The organism is Streptomyces sp. NPDC017936 (assembly GCF_044328485.1).
Lineage (GTDB): Bacteria > Actinomycetota > Actinomycetes > Streptomycetales > Streptomycetaceae > Streptomyces.
In genome coordinates, this window is sequence record NZ_JBIRHK010000018.1 from 95,817 (window position 1) to 113,143 (window position 17,327).

Here is a 17,327-nt window from a genome sequence, read left to right on the forward strand (position 1 = left end):
CATGACCGCCGCCGTGCTGTTCGACTTCTCCGGGACCCTCTTCCGCATCGAGTCCGCCGAGTCCTGGCTGCGCGCCGTGCTCGACGCGGCGGGTGCGGCGCTGCCGGAGGCGGAGCTGGTGCGGACCGCGCGGGCGCTGGAATCGGCCGGCGCGCTGCCCGGCGGGGCGCACCCCGTGCGGGTGCCGGAGGACGTGGCCGGCCTGTGGCGGGTGCGGGACGAGAGCGCCGAACTGCACCGGGCCGCGTACACCGGGCTCTCCCGTCAGGTGCCGCTGCCGGATCCGGGCCTGCACGACGCGCTGTACGAGCGGCACATGACGCCGGCCGCCTGGTCCCCGTACCCGGACGCCCCGCACGTGCTGGGCGCGCTGCGGGAGCGCGGGATCAAGGTGGCGGTGGTGAGCAACATCGGCTGGGACCTGCGGCCGGTGTTCCGCGAGCACGGCCTCGACCCGTTCGTCGACGCGTACGTGCTGTCGTACGAGCACGGTGTCGCGAAGCCTGATCCGCGGCTGTTCGCGGCGGCGTGCGCGGCGCTCGGGGCCGAGCCGGGGTCGACGCTGATGGTGGGCGACGACCGGGGGGCGGACGGCGGGGCGGCGGCGCTCGGCTGCAGGGTGCACTTCGTGGAGCACCTGCCGGCGGCCGAACGGCCGGACGGGCTGCGGCCGGTGCTGGATCTGGCCGGCTGAACCCCGCCGCGCCCCCACCCGCCTCGGCCGGTTCAGCCCCGGTACCCCTCCACCTGCGAGGACGACCGCACCCGCGCCTCGCCCGGATCCTCCCCGAACTCGGCCTTGGCGCGCCGCTGGCGCAGCAGGTCCCAGCACTGGTCGAGCGCGCGCTCCAGGTCGTCGAGCCGCTCGCGTTCGGTGACGTCGTCGATGCGGCCGGCCGCCAGGTCCTCCCGGAGCCTGTGCTCGTCCTCGACCATCCGCGTGATCCGCGCGAGGATCTCCCGGTCCTGTCCGCTGTCGGCTGCCATCGCGGTCCGCCTCCTCGGCTCGGCGCTCCCCCTGGCCACTGTAGGGACGACGGCGGCCCGGTGCGACGGCTGAGGAGGCGCGGTGCGCCCGGGGAACGGCACGCGCGCCGGGGCCCGCCCCGGAAGCGGAACCGGAATCCGCGGATAGGAGCCTCAGGCCACCATCGGGGGAGAAGCACGCCCACTCTGGACGATCCCCCGCGTCGCCCAGAGCAGGCGGCCTTCCGGCGCGGTTCGGAGGGAACCCGCCGGGATGCGCTGAGTATAGTTGGCTCTCAGCCAGTCAACGCAGGAGTTACATGATGTCCCCGCGCAGCGCCTCGGTCAATGAAGAAATGAGGCGGCGTTCCCGGGAGCGACTCCTGCAGGCCGCGGTCGAGTTGGTGGGCGAGCGCGGCTACGAGGCGACGACGCTCGGCGACATCGCGGACCGGGCGGGCTCGGCGCGCGGTCTGGTGTCGTACTACTTCCCGGGCAAGCGGCAGTTGGTGCAGTCGGCCGTGCACCGGCTGATGCACCGCACGCTGGAGGAGGCCCTGGAGCGCGAGCCGCGCACCGAGGACGGCCGGGAGCGCATGGCGCGGGCCGTCGACGCGATCCTGGGCCTGGCCCGGGACCGGACGGTGCTGATGCGCCAGCACATGGCGGGGCTGCTCCAGGCGGAGGGCTTCGTGCAGTGCCCCGAGCAGCGGCGGCTGGCGGAGCTGCTGCGGGACACGGTGAGCCGGCACGGATCGCGGGACGTGGACGCCGACTACCCGGTGCTGCGGGCGCTGCTCATGGGCTCGGTCTACGCGATGGTCCTGCCGAACGCGGGGATGCCGCTCGCGTCCGTGCGCGCCGAGCTGTTCTCGCGCTACCGGCTCGACTGGGACCTGGGGGTCCCGCCGGACGCCGAGGCGTCCGGCGGGAGGTGCGACACGGACCTGTCGCGGTTCTTCGCGACGGGCTCCGCGGCCGGCGATCAGTCGAAGTAGTCCGGCTGCGTCTGGACGTTGAGCTCACCCAGCCGTACGTGCCCGGCCGGATCCGTGCGCCGGTCGGCGATCTTCAGCACGTCCAGGCCCTTGGCGATGTCGTTCGAGTAGATGTGGCCGTTGTAGTAGTACGCCGACCAGGGGCCGGCGGTGGTGAGCCGCTCGGTGGTGACCGGGCCGCGCTCGAAGTAGGCGATCTCCTTCGGGTGGGCGGAGTCGGTGAAGTCCCAGACGGAGACACCGCCCTGGTACCAGGCCTGGACCATGATGTCCTTGCCCTTGACCGGGATCAGCGAGCCGTTGTGGGCCACGCAGACCTCGACGTCCGCCTGGTGGCGGGGAATCTTGAAGTAGCTGCGGAAGACGAGCTTGCGGTGGTCGCCCTTGCCGACGATGTCGTAGATGCCGTCGGCGCCCCGGTTCGGACCGGTGGCCTCGTTGCAGGTGGCCGTGCCGCCGCCGCCCAGCTCGTCGGTGAAGACGACCTTGTCCGCCTTCTGGTTGAAGGTCGCCGAGTGCCAGAACGCGAAGTTCACGTTGTCCTGGACCTGGTCGATGATCTTCGGGCGCTCCGGGTCCTTGATCGAGAACAGGATGCCGTCGCCCATGCAGGCGCCGGCCGCCAGGTCCTTGTCCGGGAGCACGGTGATGTCGTGGCAGCCGGTCGTCTTGGACACGCCCGGGTTGGTGGGCGAGCCCGGGTTGCCACCGCCGTCCGGCCCCTCACCGGGGAAGAGGACGGGGAAGCTCACGATCGCCGCCTTCTCGGGGGCCTTGCGCGGCACCTTGATGATCGAGATGCCGTCGTGCGGGGGCTGGCAGTCCGGATAGGCGGCGTTGGGCGAGTACGAGGAGACGTAGACGTAGACGTTCTTGCGCTCGGGCACCAGCGTGTGGGTGTGGGAGCCGCAGGCGGTCTCCACGGCGGCGACGTACCGGGGGTTCGCCTTGTCGCTGATGTCGAAGATCTTCATGCCCTCCCAGGAGGACTTCTCGGTCGCGGGCTGCGTGGTGCTGTTGCAACTGCTGTCGCTGCGCGAGGAGTCGGTGGAGAGGAAGAGCAGGTCGCCGGAGACGGAGATGTCGTTCTGCGAGCCGGGGCAGAGCACCTGGGCGACGGTCTTCGGGGCCTTCGGGTTGCTGATGTCGAAGACGCGGAAGCCGTCGTAGTTGCCCGCGAAGGCGTACTTGCCCTGGAAGGCGAGGTCCGTGTTGGTGCCGGCGAGCGCGTCCTTGGGGACGTTGACGAGGTGCTGGATGTTGGCGGAGTGGACGATCTCGTCCTGCCCGGGTATCTCGCCCTCGGCGATCGCCCGGGCCACGTCGGCCCGCACGCCTTGGGAGACCTTCTGCTGCTCGGCGGGGCCGTCCCCCGGGTCGGGGGTCGCGGCCGCCGGCACCGCTGTGAGCAGCGCGGCCAGCAGCCCGGCACAGGCCGCGGTCACGCCCAACCGTCTGCGCCGCGTTCGGGGATCGTTCGACAGGGTCACTGCGTCCTCCCTTGGTGCCGTTCTCAGGGAACGGTTCACGGTCCTCCGAAGTATCGTCTTCATCATGCACAGATCAATAGACGGCAACGCACTCGTCATGAATGTTTTCGATCAGTGAGGCAATGCATTGCGCCAGGGCGGCCCCTGCCGCCGCCCGTCAGCCGCTCACGGAGCGTCAGTCCGCTTACGCCTGGAGGTCGTCGTGCCCTTCCGCCGCGCACCGCTCGTCACCGTCTCGCTGCTGGCGCTCGCCCTCGCGGGCTGTGACTCGGGGCCGGACGGCGAGCCGGGGGCGGCGAACGGGCCCTCGGTGATCGCGCCCGGTCTGCCGGGAGAGGGGAACCGGACGCTGTCCGCCGAGGAGGCCGCACGGCAGCGCGCCGAGGACGACACCCCGAACTCGGCGGACGTCTCCTTCGCCCGCATGATGATCGAGCACCACCGGCAGGCCCTGGAGATGACCGGACTCGCCCCCGGGCAGGCGCAGTCGGCGAAGGTCAAGGCGCTCGCCTCCCGGATCGCCGCCGCGCAGGGACCCGAGATCGAGGCCATGGAGAGCTGGCTGACGACGCACGACAAGGGCGGCGGGAGCGCAACGGGCGGCGGGCACGACCACGCCGGGACGCCCGGCACGGCCACCGGCGCCGCGATGCCCGGCATGGCCACCGACGCGCAGATGGAGAACCTGCGGGCGGCCCGCGGGAAGGCCTTCGACCGGTTGTTCCTCACCCTGATGATCACCCACCACGAGGGGGCCGTCACCATGGCCGCGGACGTCAAGGCGCAGGGGAACAACATCCGCATCGAGGAGATGGCGGACGACGTGGTGGCGGAGCAGACCACGGAGATCACCCGGATGCGGGCCATGCTGTGAAGGACCCCGCCGCGGACCGGGAGGGCGGCGCGCCCGACACGCCCGCGACATGATCACACGATCATTCTTGTGCGGAGCGACACGTACACGTCCTTCACGCACAGCACCCCGCCGGAGCGGCGGTGACGGTGCGATGCTGGAAGCACCAGCGCCCTCCCGGGCCCGCCGGGGTGAGGAGTTCGACCGTGCTGCGTGTCGCCGTCGTCGGCTCCGGGCCGAGTGGGGTCTACACCGCCCAGAGCCTCGTCCAGCAGGACTCCGAGGTGCTCGTCGACGTCCTGGACCGCCTGCCCTGCCCCTACGGCCTGGTGCGGTACGGCGTCGCCCCCGACCACGAGAAGATCAAGTCGCTCCAGCAGAACCTGCGGACCGTGCTGGAGCACGAGCGGGTGCGTTTCCTCGGCGGGGTGCGGGTCGGCGCGGACGGGGTGCCCGTCGAGCGGCTGCGGGAGCTGTACCACGCGGTCGTGTACTGCGTGGGCGCCGCGACGGACCGGCGGCTGGGGATCCCGGGCGAGGACCTGCCGGGCAGCTGGTCGGCGACGGAGTTCGTGGCCTGGTACAGCGCCCATCCGGACGCGGTCGCCGACGGCTGGCTCTCCGGCGCCCGCGCCGCCGTGGTGATCGGCGTGGGCAACGTCGCGGTGGACGTCACCCGCATCCTGGCGCGCGGCGCGGCGGAACTGAGCCCCACCGACATGCCGCAGGCGGCGCTCAGCGCGCTGTCCGCGAGCGAGGTGACCGACATCCACATGGTGGGCCGCCGGGGCCCCTCCCAGGCCCGCTTCACCACCAAGGAGCTGCGCGAGCTGGGCGGACTGCCGGACACCGACCTGGTGGTGGACGAGGCGGAGCTGGCCCTGGACCCGGCGTACGCCGACCCGTCCGCGCTGCCGGCGGCGCAGCGCCGGAACATCGAGGTGCTGCGCGGCTGGGCGGCCGCGCCGCCGCGGGGCCTGCGGCGGCGGATCCGCCCGCGGTTCTTCCTGCGCCCGGTCGAGCTCCTCGCCGACGGCGGCCGGGTGTGCGCGGTGCGCTTCGAGCGGACCGCTCCCGACGGGCACGGGCAGGTGACGGGGACCGGCCGGTACGAGGAGGTGGAGGCGCAGCTGGTGCTGCGGTCGGTGGGCTACCGCGGGGTGCCGCTGGAGGGCCTGCCGTTCGACGCGGAGCGGGGCACGGTGCCGCACCTGGCCGGGCGCGTGCTGCGCCGGGGCGCCGTGGCGCCGGGCGAGTACGTGGCCGGCTGGATCAAGCGGGGGCCGACCGGGGTGATCGGCACCAATCGGCCCTGCGCCAAGGAGACCGTGACGTCCCTGCTCGAGGACGCCCCCGCCCTCGTGCGGCCGGAGCCGGCCGGGGATCCGCTGCCGTGGCTGCGGGCCGCGGGGGCCGAGCCGGTCGGGTGGGCGGGGTGGCTGGCGATCGAGCGCGCCGAGGCGGAGCTGGGGGCCTCGCTGGGGCGGAGCGTGGTGAAGCTGCCGGACTGGGCGTCGCTGCGGGCGGCGGCGGGACCGGCGGAGATCGGTGCACAGGACACGCAGTCGCAACGTCCGTGAAATCAACAAATTGTTCAATCCCCGTACGGTCTCGTGACGTCGGGGTGCCGGCACCGGCTGCCGTCGCCCCCGGTCACCGTCCCCGTCGTTTCGCCCCGCACCGCTCCCGCCCCGAAGGCCCCGATCCGCCCTCCGCCGCTCTGGAGTCCCCATGGCCGCCACCGCCCCCGTTCATCCCGTCGACGAAGTGCCTCCCCTGCGGCAGCTGGCCGCTTTCGGCCTCCAGCACGTGCTCGCGATGTACGCCGGCGCGGTGGCCGTGCCGCTGATCGTGGGCGGCGCGATGAAGCTGTCGCCCGCCGACCTGGCGTACCTGATCACCGCGGACCTGCTGGTCTGCGGCGTCGCCACGCTCATCCAGTGCGTGGGGTTCTGGCGCTTCGGCGTACGGCTGCCGATCATGCAGGGCTGCACCTTCGCGGCCGTGTCGCCGATGGTGCTGATCGGGACGACGGGCGGCGGACTGCCCGCGATCTACGGTTCGGTGATCGTCGCGGGGCTGGCGATCGTGCTGCTGGCGCCGGTGTTCGGCCGGCTCCTGCGGTTCTTCCCGCCGCTCGTCACGGGCACGGTGATCCTGGTCATCGGCGTCTCGTTGCTGCCGGTGGCGGGCAACTGGGCCGCCGGCGGCGCCGGTTCGGAGGACTTCGGGGAGCCGAGGAACCTCGCGCTCGCCGCGTTCGTGCTGGCGGTGGTGCTCGGTGTGCAGCGGTTCGCGCCGGCGTTCCTGAGCCGGACGGCGGTGCTGGTCGGCATCGCCGTGGGCCTCGCGGTCGCCGTCCCGTTCGGCTTCACCGACTTCGGCGGGGTCGCGGACGCCGACTGGGTCGGGGTCAGCACGCCGTTCCACTTCGGGGCGCCCGCCTTCGAGACCTCGGCGATCGTCTCGATGCTGGTCGTGGCCCTGGTGACGATGACCGAGACGACCGGTGACCTGATCGCCGTCGGTGAGATGACCGGACGCAGGGCCCGGCCGCGCTCCCTCGCGGACGGACTGCGCGCCGACGGCCTGTCGACCGTCCTCGGCGGCGTCTTCAACACCTTCCCGTACACGGCGTACGCGCAGAACGTCGGCCTGGTCGGCATGACCCGGGTGCGCAGCCGCTGGGTCGTCGCCGCCGCCGGCGGCATCCTCGTCCTGCTCGGCCTGCTGCCCAAGCTGGGCGCGGTGGTGGCGGCCGTGCCGGCGCCGGTCCTCGGCGGTGCGGGTCTGGTGATGTTCGGCACGGTCGCCGCGAGCGGTCTGCGGACCCTGGCCGAGGTCGACTTCCGGGGCAACCACAACCTGACGGTGGTGGCCGTCTCGGTGGCGATGGGCGTGCTGCCGGTCGGCGTGCCGGCGGTCTACGAGAAGTTCCCCGACTGGTTCCGGACGGTGATGAACAGCGGGATCAGCGCGGGCTACGTGACCGCCATCGTGCTGAACCTGCTGTTCAACCACCTCCCGGGCAGGGGCCGTTCAGACGTCGGCGAGACGGGCCGACTGGCGGGCGGCGGCGTCGAGGAGGGCGTCGAGAAGCCCCGGGAAGAGGTCGTCTAGGTCGTCCCGGCGCAGGCCGTTCATCTTGGCCGTGCCCCGGTAGGCCTGACGGAGCACCCCGGCCTCGCGCAGCACCTTGAAGTGGTGCGTGGTGGTCGACTTGGTGACCGGCAGGTCGAAGTGCGAGCAGGAGAGCTCGTCGCCGTCGGCGGCGAGCTCTCGCACGATCCGCAGCCGCATCGGATCGGAGAGCGCGTGCAGCACGGCTTCGAGGCGGATCTCCTCGCGTGCCGGATGCGGCAGGTCACGGCTGCTGACGGCGGGGGCGCTCACGACGGCTCCACTCCTTCGGGGGGAGCTTCATTGTACGAGAAGCATCGTAGTTTGACATCCAACGTACTACGATGCCTATCGTACGAACCGACCGCCGGACCGTGCGGCCGCCGCCGAGCGACGATTGGAGTCCGCCGTGAGCGCGCTCTTCGAGCCCTACACCCTGCGTGACGTGACCATCCCCAACCGGGCGTGGATGCCTCCGATGTGCCAGTACTCGGCCGCGCCCGACGGCCCGCTGACCGGCGCTCCGACCGACTGGCACTTCACCCACTACGCCGCCCGCGCGACCGGCGGCGCGGGGCTGGTCATCGTCGAGGCGACCGCCGTGTCGCCCGAGGGCCGGATCTCCCCGTACGACCTCGGCATCTGGAACGACACCCAGGTCGAGGCCTTCCGGCGGATCACCCGCTTCCTCGCGGAGCAGGGCTCGGTGCCGGCGGTCCAGCTCGCCCACGCGGGACGCAAGGCGTCCACCGACCGTCCCTGGGCGGGAGGCGCGCCCGTGGGCCCGGAGGCCCACGGATGGCAGCCGGTGGCGCCGAGCGCGGTCCCGTTCGACGCGGACCACCCGGTGCCGGCCGAGCTGACGAAGGACGGCATCCGCGAGGTCGTCGGGCAGTTCGCGGACGCGGCCCGCCGCGCCCTCGCCGCCGGCTTCGAGATCGCCGAGATCCACGGCGCCCACGGCTACCTGATCGGCAACTTCCTCTCCCCGCACTCCAACCACCGCACCGACGAGTACGGCGGCAGCCACGAGAACCGCACCCGCTTCGCCCTCGAGGTCGTCGACGCGGTGCGCGAGGTGTGGCCGGACGACAAGCCGCTGTTCTTCCGCATCTCCGCGACCGACTGGCTGGAGCGGGACGGCTGGACGGCGGACGACACGGTCCGCTTCGCCCGTGAACTGCACGCGCACGGAGTCGACCTGCTCGACGTCTCCACCGGCGGCAACGCCTCCGGCGTCCGCATCCCCGTCGGCCCCGGCTACCAGGTCCCCTTCGCCGCCCGGGTGAAGGCCGAGACGCCGATGCCGGTCGCGGCCGTGGGCCTGATCACCGAGGCCGAGCAGGCCGAGAAGATCCTCGCCAACGGCGAGGCGGACGCGGTGCTGGTCGGCCGGGAGCTGCTGCGCAACCCGTCCTGGGCGCGCCAGGCGGCGCGGGCGCTGGGCGGCGAGGTGCGGGTGCCGGAGCAGTACCACCGGTCCGTGTGAGCGCCGGCCGGCGCCGCACGGCGGCCGGGCGAGCGCCGGAGGAGCGTCAGTCGAGCAGCGCGGTGTCCTCGGGCGAGCGCCGGTAGACGCCGTCCTGCCGGTCCAGACGGTGCAGGTCGACCAGGTACCGGCGCAGCGTCACATGGTCGGTCGCGCCCCCCTCGCACCGGGCGCGCGGTCTGTCGTCGACCTCCCGCTCGGAGTACTCCCGGCCCGGTTCGAAGCAGTGTTCCGCGAGGTGGCGCAGGACAGCCTTCCTGCGCTCCCACCGGGCCGGCAGACGGACCAGCCGTCCGTCGCGCAGGAACGTCCGCGGCGGCGTCCCGGCCCGTTCGTCCCCGGCCCCGTGGTCCCGCCGCGCCCCGGGGGGCGGCGGCCGCGCGCGCCGGACCGCGGAAGCGGTCGTACGACACCGTGGGGCCACCGCCGTCCGACACGACGACCCCGCGGTCCTCGAGGCGGCGCAGCGCGCCGAGTGCGTCCCGGAACGACAGCCCGGTGCGCTCGACGACCTCGGCCGCGCTCCTCGCCCCCAGCGCGACGGCCGCGAAGGCGCGGACCCGGGTCTCGTCGGCGAACAGCCTCGTCACGTCGTCGGCCGTCATGCTCATCCGTCCCTCCCGGGAGCAGGGGTTCCCGATCCGGCCGACGCTGTCTCCGTCCGTGTCCGGCCGCCCGGGATTTTCCCGCGGGGGCCCGCGGCCGGGCGGCCGCGGGCCCCCGTCGCCGGCGGGGTGTCATCCGGTGGTGCAAGCGGTTCCGTCGAGCGTGAAGGAGCCGGGCGGGGCGCTGTCGCCGGTGTGGTTCGCCTGGTAGCCGACGGTGACGCTCGCGTTCGGGGCGAGCGTGCCGTTGTAGGGCGCGTTGGTCGCGGTCACCGTGCCGGAGGCCGGCGCGTAGGTGGCGCCCCAGCCGTTGGTGATGGTCTGTCCGGCGGGCAGGATGAATCCGAGCCGCCAGCCGTTCAGGGTGGAGGCGCCGGTGTTGGTGAGGGTCACCGACGCGGTCAGGCCGGTGTTCCACGCGGTGGTGGACACGGTCACCCTGCAGGCCCCCGCGGGCGGCTCGGGCGCGGGGCCGCCGTCGGCGTCCAGGCCGAAGAACGTCAGGACGCGGGAGGCCATGCCCCAGGCGTACAGATCGTGTCCGACGCCCTGGAGGCTGATGGCCTCCACCGGGGCCCGGTCACCGGTGCCGCCGTAGCGGGTGCGGGTCCAGCCGGACTGCGGCGAGTCGGTGGCGGCCGGGGACTGGCCGGTCCCCCGCACGTCGGTCCACTGCTTGATCTCCTCGCCGAAGTTCGGGTAGCGCAGCACGCCGTCCTCGGTGCCGTGCCACAGCTGCACGCGCGGCCGGGGACCGGTGTAGCCGGGATGGGCGCCGCGCACCAGGTCGCCCCACTGCTGCGGGGTGCGGATCACGGTGCCGCCGGAGCAGGCGCTGTTCCACTCCGAGCCGTCGGTGGTGGCGAAGCAGCCGAACGGCACCCCGGCGAAGGCGGCGCCCGCGGCGAACACGTCGGGGTAGTCGGCGAGCAGGACGTTGGTCATCATCGCCCCGGACGAGATGCCGGTGACGAACACCCGCGAGGTGTCGGCGGAGTACGCCGCGGCCACCCAGTCGATCATCGACTTGACGCCGACGGGATCACTGCCGCCGCCGCGCCTGAGCGCCTGCGGCGAGGAGACGTCGAAGCACTTGCTGCTGCGGGTCACGGAGGGGTAGACGATCACGAATCCGTGGCGGTCGGCGAGCTGGGCGTACTCGGTGCCGGAGTGCATCGCGGGGCCGGAGCCGCCGCACCAGTGCGCGGCGACGAGGACCGCCGGGTGCGCGGTGACGCCGGCCGGCGCGTAGACGTACATCCGGAGGTTGCTGGGGTTGGCGCCGAAGCCGGTGACCTCGGTGAGGGTGGCGGCGGGGACCGCCGCGGTCGCTCCGGCGCGGGCGGAGGCGGTGGGGACGGTGAGCAGGGCGCCGGTGAGCAGGAGCACCAGCACCGCGAGTACCGAACGCAGCGCTCTCCTGGGGGAGTGGGGGGTGGTCACGCTGGTCCCTTCCGATCGCGGCTCGTCGTGCGGGGAGGGCGGGCTCAGGAGGTGGCCCCCGGCCGGGTGAACAGGCCGGGGGCGAGGCCCCACGGGGCCCGGGCCCAGGGGGTTCAAGGCCCGCGCGGGGGGCGCCCGCTCCGCATGGTGGCATGCACACGCCTTCCATGGAAGCGCTCCCACACCACTTCCCGGAAGCTCCCGCCGGTCGGCCGGGGTGGCCGAATGTCGTCTGCGCAAAGCGTTGACTAGAAAGCGCTTACCCCCTACGTTCCGTTCAGCAGTGTGACTGAGTCGCTCATTCCGGTCCGCACATCACCACACTGCTCGCATTCCGCGTTCAGCAAGGTGCACGTCATTCACATACCTGATCTCACAGTTCTTTCGAAGGGAGGCATCCTCGTGCGCACGGCTCCCCCACACGCCCCGCACGGAGGTCCGCCCTGACGGCGCCGGCCGCCGCCCTCGCCGCGGTCGCGGTGACGACCGACCGCGGCGGCGACGGCGACGTGGACGGTCACGCCGGCCCGACCGGCGACGGCCTCGGCGGAGCCGCCACCGGGGCGTCACGGGTCGGGGCGTGCGCGAAGCCGCCGTACGGCCGCACCGCCGGACCCGCCCCGTCCGTCGTCGCCCCGGCGACGTCCGGCACGGGCACCGGAAAGACCTGACCACCCCTCACCTGGAAGAAGGCATCTGGGACATGACTTCACCAGCACCGACGCGCTCCCGCAGGCGCGCGCTCACGGGCTCACTCGCCGCCACCGCTCTCACGGTTGGCATGATCATGACTAGCGGGGCGCTGACCCCGGCCAGCGCCGCCACCTGGCCCACCGCCAACGGCAGCGAGGGCGTCTCCTCCACCATCTCCGTGTCCGGCACCAAGGACTACGGGATGAAGCGCCTCTACGGCACCGGCGACCTGGGCAGCGGCAGCCAGGACGAGGACCAGGGACCGATCCTGGAACTGGCCAACGGCGCCGTCCTGAAGAACGTCATCATCGGCGCCCCCGCCGCGGACGGCATCCACTGCAAGGGCACCTGCACGCTGCAGAACGTCTGGTGGGAGGACGTCGGCGAGGACGCGGCCACCTTCAAGGGGACCTCGTCGTCCAGCGTCTACACCATCTCCGGCGGCGGCGCGAAGGAAGCCAGCGACAAGGTGTTCCAGTTCAACGGCGCGGGGACGCTCAACATCTCCAACTTCGCCGTGAAGAACTTCGGCACCTTCGTGCGCAGCTGCGGCAACTGCAAGACCCAGTACAAGCGGACGATCAACCTCAACACCATCGAGGTGAGCTGGAAGGGCAGCAAGATCGTCGGCATCAACACCAACTACGGCGACAGCGCGACCCTGCGCGGCATCACGATCGTCGGGGACAGCAGCAAGAAGATCGTCCCGTGCCAGAAGTACGTCGGCAACAACACGGGGGCGGAGCCGTCGACCAACGGCTCCGGACCCGACAGCACGTACTGCAAGTACGCGACCTCGGACATCACCTACAAGTAGGCGACCGTCGCCCGGCGGGCGGGCGACGCACGCCCGCGGACCGGTGAGATCCATCCCCCCACGGACGGCCGGGGGAAGCGGCCCGCATCCGCTTCCCCCGGCCGTCAGGCGTGGGCCCGCGCGACGCCTCGGGTCTCAGGCGGGCGCCCGCCCGTGCACCGCGTCCGCCACCTCGCGCTGGTAGCCGGTGCAGGCGGCGCGCAGGGCGGCGCCGGGCCAGTCCGCGGGCAGCAGTTCGGGGGGCAGGACGGGGTCGGCGAGGAGATGCCGTACGACCGCCGCGAAGGCGGTGAAGCGGTCGGCGGGCCGCCGGGCCCGCGCGACGTGCCCGAGCAGCGCCCGGGCGGTGGCGGCCCACTCCCCCAACGGCCACAGCGCCGCCGCCAGTTCGCGCGAGGAGGTCTCGGGGCGGGCCGTGAAGGAGCGGGTGACGCCGGCGAGTCCGTCCGGCCAGGGGCGGAGCAGGGTGGCGGGGCGCAGCCACACCCCCTCGCGCAGTTCGGCGAGGCGGAGCCGGGTGAGCTCGGTGCGCAGCCCCGCGCGTTCCGCAGGGCCGCGGCCGGTCGCCGTCACCACGGCCATCTCCCAGTCGCCGGTCCAGGGCCGGGTCTCCGGGTGGACGGCGTCGTCCTGGCGGCGCTGGCGCTCCAGCAGGCGGTCGCTGAGACCGTAGACGGCGCCGGCCCGCCACAGGTCGCCGGCCGCCACCATCCGGCTGAGGGCCGCCCGCAGGGTGGACTGGCCGACGCCGAAGGGCTCCACGAGCCGGACGAGGTCCCTCACCGGCAGCTCCGGCGGATGGGTGCCGAGCAGCAGACTCAGCACCACCGAGCGGGCCGACAGCGGCCGCAGCTCCACCTCGCCCGGCTCCGCCGGCTCCTTCCCGCACATGGGGACGTACTCTACGTCGGCCTCGATGTTGCGCCATTGCTGCGACTGTAGGGATCATGCAACATGAGCGCATGACCGTCATCCCCGCGCAGTCGCCCGCCCCGGCCCCCGCCGCCCACGACCTCACCCACGACGTCACCAACCAGCCCCCTCCGCTGACCCCGTACGACGCCTCCGACGACCCCGCCCTGCTGGAAGGGCTGCGGCGCGAGGGCGCCGCGTGGGCGGAGCGGGACGTCCGGCGGCTGGGGCTGCGGGCCGGCGGCGCCGAGGCGCAGGAGTGGGGCGAGCTGGCCAACCGGCACGAACCCGTGCTGCGCACGCACGACCGGTACGGGCACCGCGTCGACGAGGTGGACTTCCACCCGAGCTGGCACGCGCTGATGCGGGTGGCGGTGGCGGAGGGGCTGGCCGGGGCGCCCTGGGCGGACGACCGGCCCGGGGCCCATGTCGCCCGGACGGCGGGCGGCCTGGTGTGGGGCCACACCGAGGCCGGCCACGGCTGCCCGACGTCGATGACGTACGCGGCCGTCCCCGCCCTGCGCCGCCGGCCCGAGCTCGCCGAGGTGTACGAGCCCCTGCTCACCGCGCGGGAGTACGACCCGGGGCTGCGGGTGCCCACGGAGAAGCGCGGGCTGCTCGCGGGCATGGGCATGACCGAGAAGCAGGGCGGTTCGGACGTCCGGACCAACACCACGACGGCCACGCCCACGGCCGAGCCCGGGATGTACACCCTGCGCGGGCACAAGTGGTTCACGTCGGCGCCGATGTGCGACGTCTTCCTGGTGCTCGCGCAGGCTCCCGGGGGCCTGTCCTGCTTCCTCGTGCCGCGCGTGCTGCCCGACGGCACCCGCAACGCGTTCCGCGTCCAGCGGCTGAAGGACAAGCTGGGCAACCGCTCCAACGCCTCCTCCGAACCGGAGTTCGACGGGACGGTGGCCTGGCTGGTCGGGCCCGAGGGCCAGGGCGTGAAGACCATCATCGAGATGGTCAACTGCACCCGCCTGGACTGCGTGATGTCGTCCGCGACGCTGATGCGCAAGACGCTCGTCGAGGCCGGTCATCACGTACGGCACCGCAGCGCGTTCGGCGCGCGGCTGCTGGACCAGCCGCTGATGCGCAACGTGCTGGCCGACCTGGCGCTGGAGTCGGAGGCGGCGACCACGCTCACGCTGCGGCTGGCCGGGGCGGCCGACCGGGCCGTGCGCGGGGACGCGGGCGAGCAGGCCTTCCGGCGCATCGCCACCGCCGTCGGCAAGTACTGGGTGACCAAGCGGGGTCCGGCCTTCACCGCCGAGGCCCTGGAGTGCCTGGGCGGCAACGGTTACGTCGAGGACTCCGGCATGCCCCGGCACTACCGCGAGGCCCCTCTCCTGTCGATCTGGGAGGGCTCCGGCAACGTCAACGCCCTCGACGTCCTGCGGGCCCTCGGCCGCGAGCCCGCCACCGCGGACGCCCTCTTCGGCGAACTCGCCCTGGCGCGGGGGGCGGACGCCCGGCTGGACGCGGCCGTGACGCGGCTGAAGTCGCGGCTGGCCGGGGCGACGCCGGCCGGGGCCCGCCGTCTGGTGGAGCAGATGGCCCTCGCCCTCCAGGCCTCCCTCCTGGTCCGGCACGCTCCGGCCGCCGTCGCGGACGCCTTCTGCGCGACCCGGCTCGGCGGCGACTGGGGGTACGCCTTCGGCACGCTCCCCGACGGCGCGGACCTCGACGGGATCCTCGGACGCGCGCTGCCCGGCGAGGACTGACCGTCGCGCTCCTTGCGCACGTGCGCGTCACCGTCCGGCCGGCGGCGGGAGCGACGGCGGAAGGGGGCGCCCCGCGGCCGCCGGCGGGCGGGGACGCGCCGTGCGGAGCGGCCGCCCGCGAGCGATCCGCGCGGGCGCCTCCCGCGGGCGCCTCCCGCGGGCGCCTCCCGAACCGCGCGGATGCCCGTCCGGGACGCCTCACCTCACCCGGCCCTCACCCCGCCGGTCTCCCCCACAGGGCGTCGAAGCGGGCCCACTCCGCGTCCCACCGGTCGACGCGTCGGCGTTCCATGCGGTCCCGCAGCACGCGGCCGCCCGCGAAGGGCACGGTCGCGGCGGCCACGCCCGCCAGGCCGCCGACCAGGCAGGCGTGGACGCGGGCCTGGCCGGCGGTGGCGGGCTCGGTGACCAGGCGGCCCCGGCGGTCCGTCCAGACGGTGACCGGGGTCCCGGCGGCGCTGCCGGGACTCACCCGGACCTGGCCGGTGCGGGCGGAGCCGTCCGGGCCCGTCCAGCCGGCCTTCGCCCACACCCGCTCCCCGCTCGACGCTCCCGAGCGCGCGGGAGGCCTCCCCGGCGCCTGTTCGACGAGCAGCCCGGTGACGGGGCGCCACTCGACGCGTTCCCGGGCCAGTCCTTCCTCGACGGACCGGGCGGCCGCCCAGCCGGCCACGGCTCCGACGAGGACGGTAAGCGCCCAGGCGCCGAGCAGGACCCAGGCCTCCACCGTGTCGGCGCGGCGCTTGAGCGGGTTGCGCCGCCAGCGCCACAGCCACGCCTTCGGACCACGGAACGCCATCGGGGGCTTCCTCCTCACGAGCACACGGACATGCCGGCCGCCCTCCCATACGCGGCAGGCGGTCCGGACGCTCAGGACGAGTCCTCGTGCCGACGGCCGCGCGCGCCCCGCCGCCCTCGCGCGCACCCCGCGCCATCGCGGCGAGCACGCCCCGCCGCCCGCTCGGACACCCCCTGTGCCGCCCGGCCGCGGTCGGCGAAACGCCGGGGCTGTCCCGCGCTCGCCGTGATGACCTGGAGCGATGCGCTTTCCGCGGGTGACTGTCAGTGGTGGGGTGCAGACTGGCCGGTGTCCGGGACGAAGGCGTCGTGGAGGTGACCGCAATGACCGAGGTGCTGCTCGCCGTGGGCACGCGCAAAGGCCTGTTCATCGCGCGTGGGCGCGGTGGCACGTGGGAGTTCGACGAATCCCCCTGTTTCAACGCTCAGGCGGTCTATTCGGTCGCCATCGACACCCGCGGCGACCGCCCGCGGCTGCTCGCCGGCGGTGACAGCGCCCACTGGGGCCCGTCGGTGTTCCACTCCGACGACCTCGGCCGGACCTGGACCGAACCGGCGAAGCCGGCCGTCAAGTTCCCGCAGGACACGCAGGCCTCGCTGGAGCGGGTGTGGCAGCTGCATCCGGCGGCCGCCGAGCCGGACGTGGTGTACGCGGGCACGGAACCGGCCGCGCTGTACCGCTCCGAGGACCGCGGGGAGAGCTTCGAGCTGGTCCGCCCGCTGTGGGAGCACCCGACGCGCGGGCGGTGGGTGCCGGGCGGCGGCGGTGAGGGGCTGCACACCGTCCTCACCGACCGGCGCGACCCGCTGGCGGTGACGGTGGCGGTGTCGACGGCGGGCGTGTTCCGGACCACCGACGGCGGCGCGAACTGGGCACCGTCCAACTCCGGGGTCTCCGCGGTGTTCCTGCCGGACCCGAACCCGGAGTTCGGGCAGTGCGTGCACAAGGTCACGCGGGACGCGGCGAACCCCGACCGCCTGTACCTCCAGAACCACTGGGGCGTGTACCGCAGCGACGACTCGGGCGCGCACTGGACCGACATCGGCGAGGGCCTGCCCTCCACCTTCGGCTTCGCCGCCGCCGCGCACCCCCACCGCGGCGACACGGCGTACGTCTTCCCGATCAACGCCGACGCGGACCGGGTGCCCGCCGGCCGCCGCTGCCGCGTCTTCCGCACGGCGGACGCGGGCAAGAGCTGGGAGCCGCTGTCCGCGGGCCTGCCGCAGGAGGACCACTACGGCACCGTGCTGCGGGACGCGCTCTGCACGGACGACGCCGACCCGGCGGGCGTCTACTTCGGCAATCGCAACGGCGAGGTGTTCGCGTCGGCCGACGACGGCGACAGCTGGCGGCAGCTGGCCTCGCACCTGCCGGACGTGCTGTGCGTGCGCGCCGCGGTGGTCGGATGACCCGGA

General features: G+C 73.7%; 17 protein-coding genes. 10 read left to right on the forward strand and 7 right to left on the reverse strand.

The window, feature by feature from the left end; genetic code table 11:
* The first annotated feature begins 1 nt into the window (after position 1).
* Positions 2-694: an HAD family hydrolase gene (locus ACH4F6_RS31785; RefSeq protein ID WP_397963827.1), complete on the forward strand. Its 693-nt coding sequence runs from the start codon at positions 2-4 to the stop codon at positions 692-694.
* Between the two features lie 32 nt (positions 695-726).
* On the opposite strand, the gene ACH4F6_RS31790 is transcribed toward ACH4F6_RS31785, so the two are convergent.
* The gene (locus tag ACH4F6_RS31790; protein ID WP_397963828.1) at positions 727-987 is read right to left on the reverse strand and encodes a DUF2630 family protein; all 261 of its coding nucleotides are present in this window, start codon (positions 985-987) and stop codon (positions 727-729) included.
* 302 nt (positions 988-1,289) lie between these two features.
* Here ACH4F6_RS31790 and ACH4F6_RS31795 point away from each other — a divergent pair, with 302 nt between their 5' ends.
* Entirely contained in the window at positions 1,290-1,964 is a 675-nt protein-coding gene (locus ACH4F6_RS31795) for a TetR/AcrR family transcriptional regulator (protein WP_397963829.1), read from the forward strand.
* Here the strand turns inward: ACH4F6_RS31795 and ACH4F6_RS31800 are convergent.
* Positions 1,952-3,454 carry an LVIVD repeat-containing protein gene (locus tag ACH4F6_RS31800; protein WP_397963830.1) on the reverse strand — a complete coding sequence of 501 codons (1,503 nt, stop codon included), beginning with the start codon at positions 3,452-3,454 and terminating at the stop codon, positions 1,952-1,954. The genes ACH4F6_RS31795 and ACH4F6_RS31800 overlap by 13 nt on opposite strands.
* 202 nt (positions 3,455-3,656) lie before the next feature.
* Here ACH4F6_RS31800 and ACH4F6_RS31805 point away from each other — a divergent pair, with 202 nt between their 5' ends.
* The 3 genes from ACH4F6_RS31805 to ACH4F6_RS31815 all read left to right on the forward strand — a co-directional run bounded on the left by ACH4F6_RS31805 (position 3,657) and on the right by ACH4F6_RS31815 (position 7,427).
* A complete protein-coding gene (locus ACH4F6_RS31805; protein WP_397963831.1) occupies positions 3,657-4,328 on the forward strand; it encodes a DUF305 domain-containing protein in 672 nt (223 codons plus the stop codon).
* A gap of 185 nt (positions 4,329-4,513) precedes the next feature.
* On the forward strand, positions 4,514-5,887 hold the full coding sequence (locus ACH4F6_RS31810; RefSeq protein WP_397963832.1) for an FAD-dependent oxidoreductase: 1,374 nt from the start codon (positions 4,514-4,516) through the stop codon (positions 5,885-5,887).
* A gap of 151 nt (positions 5,888-6,038) precedes the next feature.
* A complete protein-coding gene (locus ACH4F6_RS31815) occupies positions 6,039-7,427 on the forward strand; it encodes a nucleobase:cation symporter-2 family protein (protein ID WP_397963833.1) in 1,389 nt (462 codons plus the stop codon).
* On the opposite strand, the gene ACH4F6_RS31820 is transcribed toward ACH4F6_RS31815, so the two are convergent.
* The gene (locus ACH4F6_RS31820) at positions 7,347-7,700 is read right to left on the reverse strand and encodes an ArsR/SmtB family transcription factor (RefSeq protein WP_397963834.1); all 354 of its coding nucleotides are present in this window, start codon (positions 7,698-7,700) and stop codon (positions 7,347-7,349) included. The two genes, ACH4F6_RS31815 and ACH4F6_RS31820, sit on opposite strands and share 81 nt — an antisense overlap.
* 136 nt (positions 7,701-7,836) lie before the next feature.
* Here ACH4F6_RS31820 and ACH4F6_RS31825 point away from each other — a divergent pair, with 136 nt between their 5' ends.
* Entirely contained in the window at positions 7,837-8,916 is a 1,080-nt protein-coding gene (locus ACH4F6_RS31825) for an NADH:flavin oxidoreductase/NADH oxidase (protein WP_397963835.1), read from the forward strand.
* A 46-nt stretch (positions 8,917-8,962) separates the two neighbouring features.
* Here the strand turns inward: ACH4F6_RS31825 and ACH4F6_RS31830 are convergent, their stop codons facing one another.
* The gene (locus ACH4F6_RS31830) at positions 8,963-9,340 is read right to left on the reverse strand and encodes a DUF2087 domain-containing protein (RefSeq protein WP_397963836.1); all 378 of its coding nucleotides are present in this window, start codon (positions 9,338-9,340) and stop codon (positions 8,963-8,965) included.
* A gap of 313 nt (positions 9,341-9,653) precedes the next feature.
* The gene (locus tag ACH4F6_RS31835) at positions 9,654-10,964 is read right to left on the reverse strand and encodes a PHB depolymerase family esterase (RefSeq protein WP_397963837.1); all 1,311 of its coding nucleotides are present in this window, start codon (positions 10,962-10,964) and stop codon (positions 9,654-9,656) included.
* A 479-nt stretch (positions 10,965-11,443) separates the two neighbouring features.
* Between ACH4F6_RS31835 and ACH4F6_RS31840 the strand changes: the two genes are divergently transcribed.
* Positions 11,444-11,635, forward strand: coding sequence for a hypothetical protein (locus ACH4F6_RS31840; protein ID WP_397963917.1), 192 nt, complete (start codon positions 11,444-11,446; stop codon positions 11,633-11,635).
* A gap of 32 nt (positions 11,636-11,667) precedes the next feature.
* Positions 11,668-12,474 carry a pectate lyase gene (locus ACH4F6_RS31845; protein WP_397963909.1) on the forward strand — a complete coding sequence of 269 codons (807 nt, stop codon included), beginning with the start codon at positions 11,668-11,670 and terminating at the stop codon, positions 12,472-12,474.
* A gap of 135 nt (positions 12,475-12,609) precedes the next feature.
* Here the strand turns inward: ACH4F6_RS31845 and ACH4F6_RS31850 are convergent, their stop codons facing one another.
* Entirely contained in the window at positions 12,610-13,365 is a 756-nt protein-coding gene (locus tag ACH4F6_RS31850; protein WP_397963838.1) for a PaaX family transcriptional regulator C-terminal domain-containing protein, read from the reverse strand.
* 71 nt (positions 13,366-13,436) lie between these two features.
* Between ACH4F6_RS31850 and ACH4F6_RS31855 the strand changes: the two genes are divergently transcribed.
* On the forward strand, positions 13,437-15,113 hold the full coding sequence (locus tag ACH4F6_RS31855; RefSeq protein WP_397963839.1) for an acyl-CoA dehydrogenase family protein: 1,677 nt from the start codon (positions 13,437-13,439) through the stop codon (positions 15,111-15,113).
* A 214-nt stretch (positions 15,114-15,327) separates the two neighbouring features.
* Here ACH4F6_RS31855 and ACH4F6_RS31860 read toward each other — a convergent pair whose 3' ends face one another.
* Positions 15,328-15,912 carry a hypothetical protein gene (locus tag ACH4F6_RS31860; RefSeq protein ID WP_397963840.1) on the reverse strand — a complete coding sequence of 195 codons (585 nt, stop codon included), beginning with the start codon at positions 15,910-15,912 and terminating at the stop codon, positions 15,328-15,330.
* 323 nt (positions 15,913-16,235) lie between these two features.
* On the opposite strand from ACH4F6_RS31860, the gene ACH4F6_RS31865 reads away from it, so the two are divergent.
* The gene (locus ACH4F6_RS31865) at positions 16,236-17,321 is read left to right on the forward strand and encodes a WD40/YVTN/BNR-like repeat-containing protein (protein WP_397963841.1); all 1,086 of its coding nucleotides are present in this window, start codon (positions 16,236-16,238) and stop codon (positions 17,319-17,321) included.
* The last annotated feature ends 6 nt before the right edge of the window (positions 17,322-17,327 follow it).

Coding starts and splice junctions, on each gene's coding strand:
- ACH4F6_RS31785 (WP_397963827.1), top strand. CDS start 2: ATGACCGCCGCCGTGCTGTTCGACTTCTCCGGGACCCTCTTCCGCATC.
- ACH4F6_RS31790 (WP_397963828.1), bottom strand. CDS start 987: ATGGCAGCCGACAGCGGACAGGACCGGGAGATCCTCGCGCGGATCACG.
- ACH4F6_RS31795 (WP_397963829.1), top strand. CDS start 1,290: ATGTCCCCGCGCAGCGCCTCGGTCAATGAAGAAATGAGGCGGCGTTCC.
- ACH4F6_RS31815 (WP_397963833.1), top strand. CDS start 6,039: ATGGCCGCCACCGCCCCCGTTCATCCCGTCGACGAAGTGCCTCCCCTG.
- ACH4F6_RS31845 (WP_397963909.1), top strand. CDS start 11,668: ATGACTTCACCAGCACCGACGCGCTCCCGCAGGCGCGCGCTCACGGGC.
- ACH4F6_RS31850 (WP_397963838.1), bottom strand. CDS start 13,365: ATGTGCGGGAAGGAGCCGGCGGAGCCGGGCGAGGTGGAGCTGCGGCCG.
- ACH4F6_RS31855 (WP_397963839.1), top strand. CDS start 13,437: ATGACCGTCATCCCCGCGCAGTCGCCCGCCCCGGCCCCCGCCGCCCAC.
- ACH4F6_RS31860 (WP_397963840.1), bottom strand. CDS start 15,912: ATGGCGTTCCGTGGTCCGAAGGCGTGGCTGTGGCGCTGGCGGCGCAAC.
- ACH4F6_RS31865 (WP_397963841.1), top strand. CDS start 16,236: ATGACCGAGGTGCTGCTCGCCGTGGGCACGCGCAAAGGCCTGTTCATC.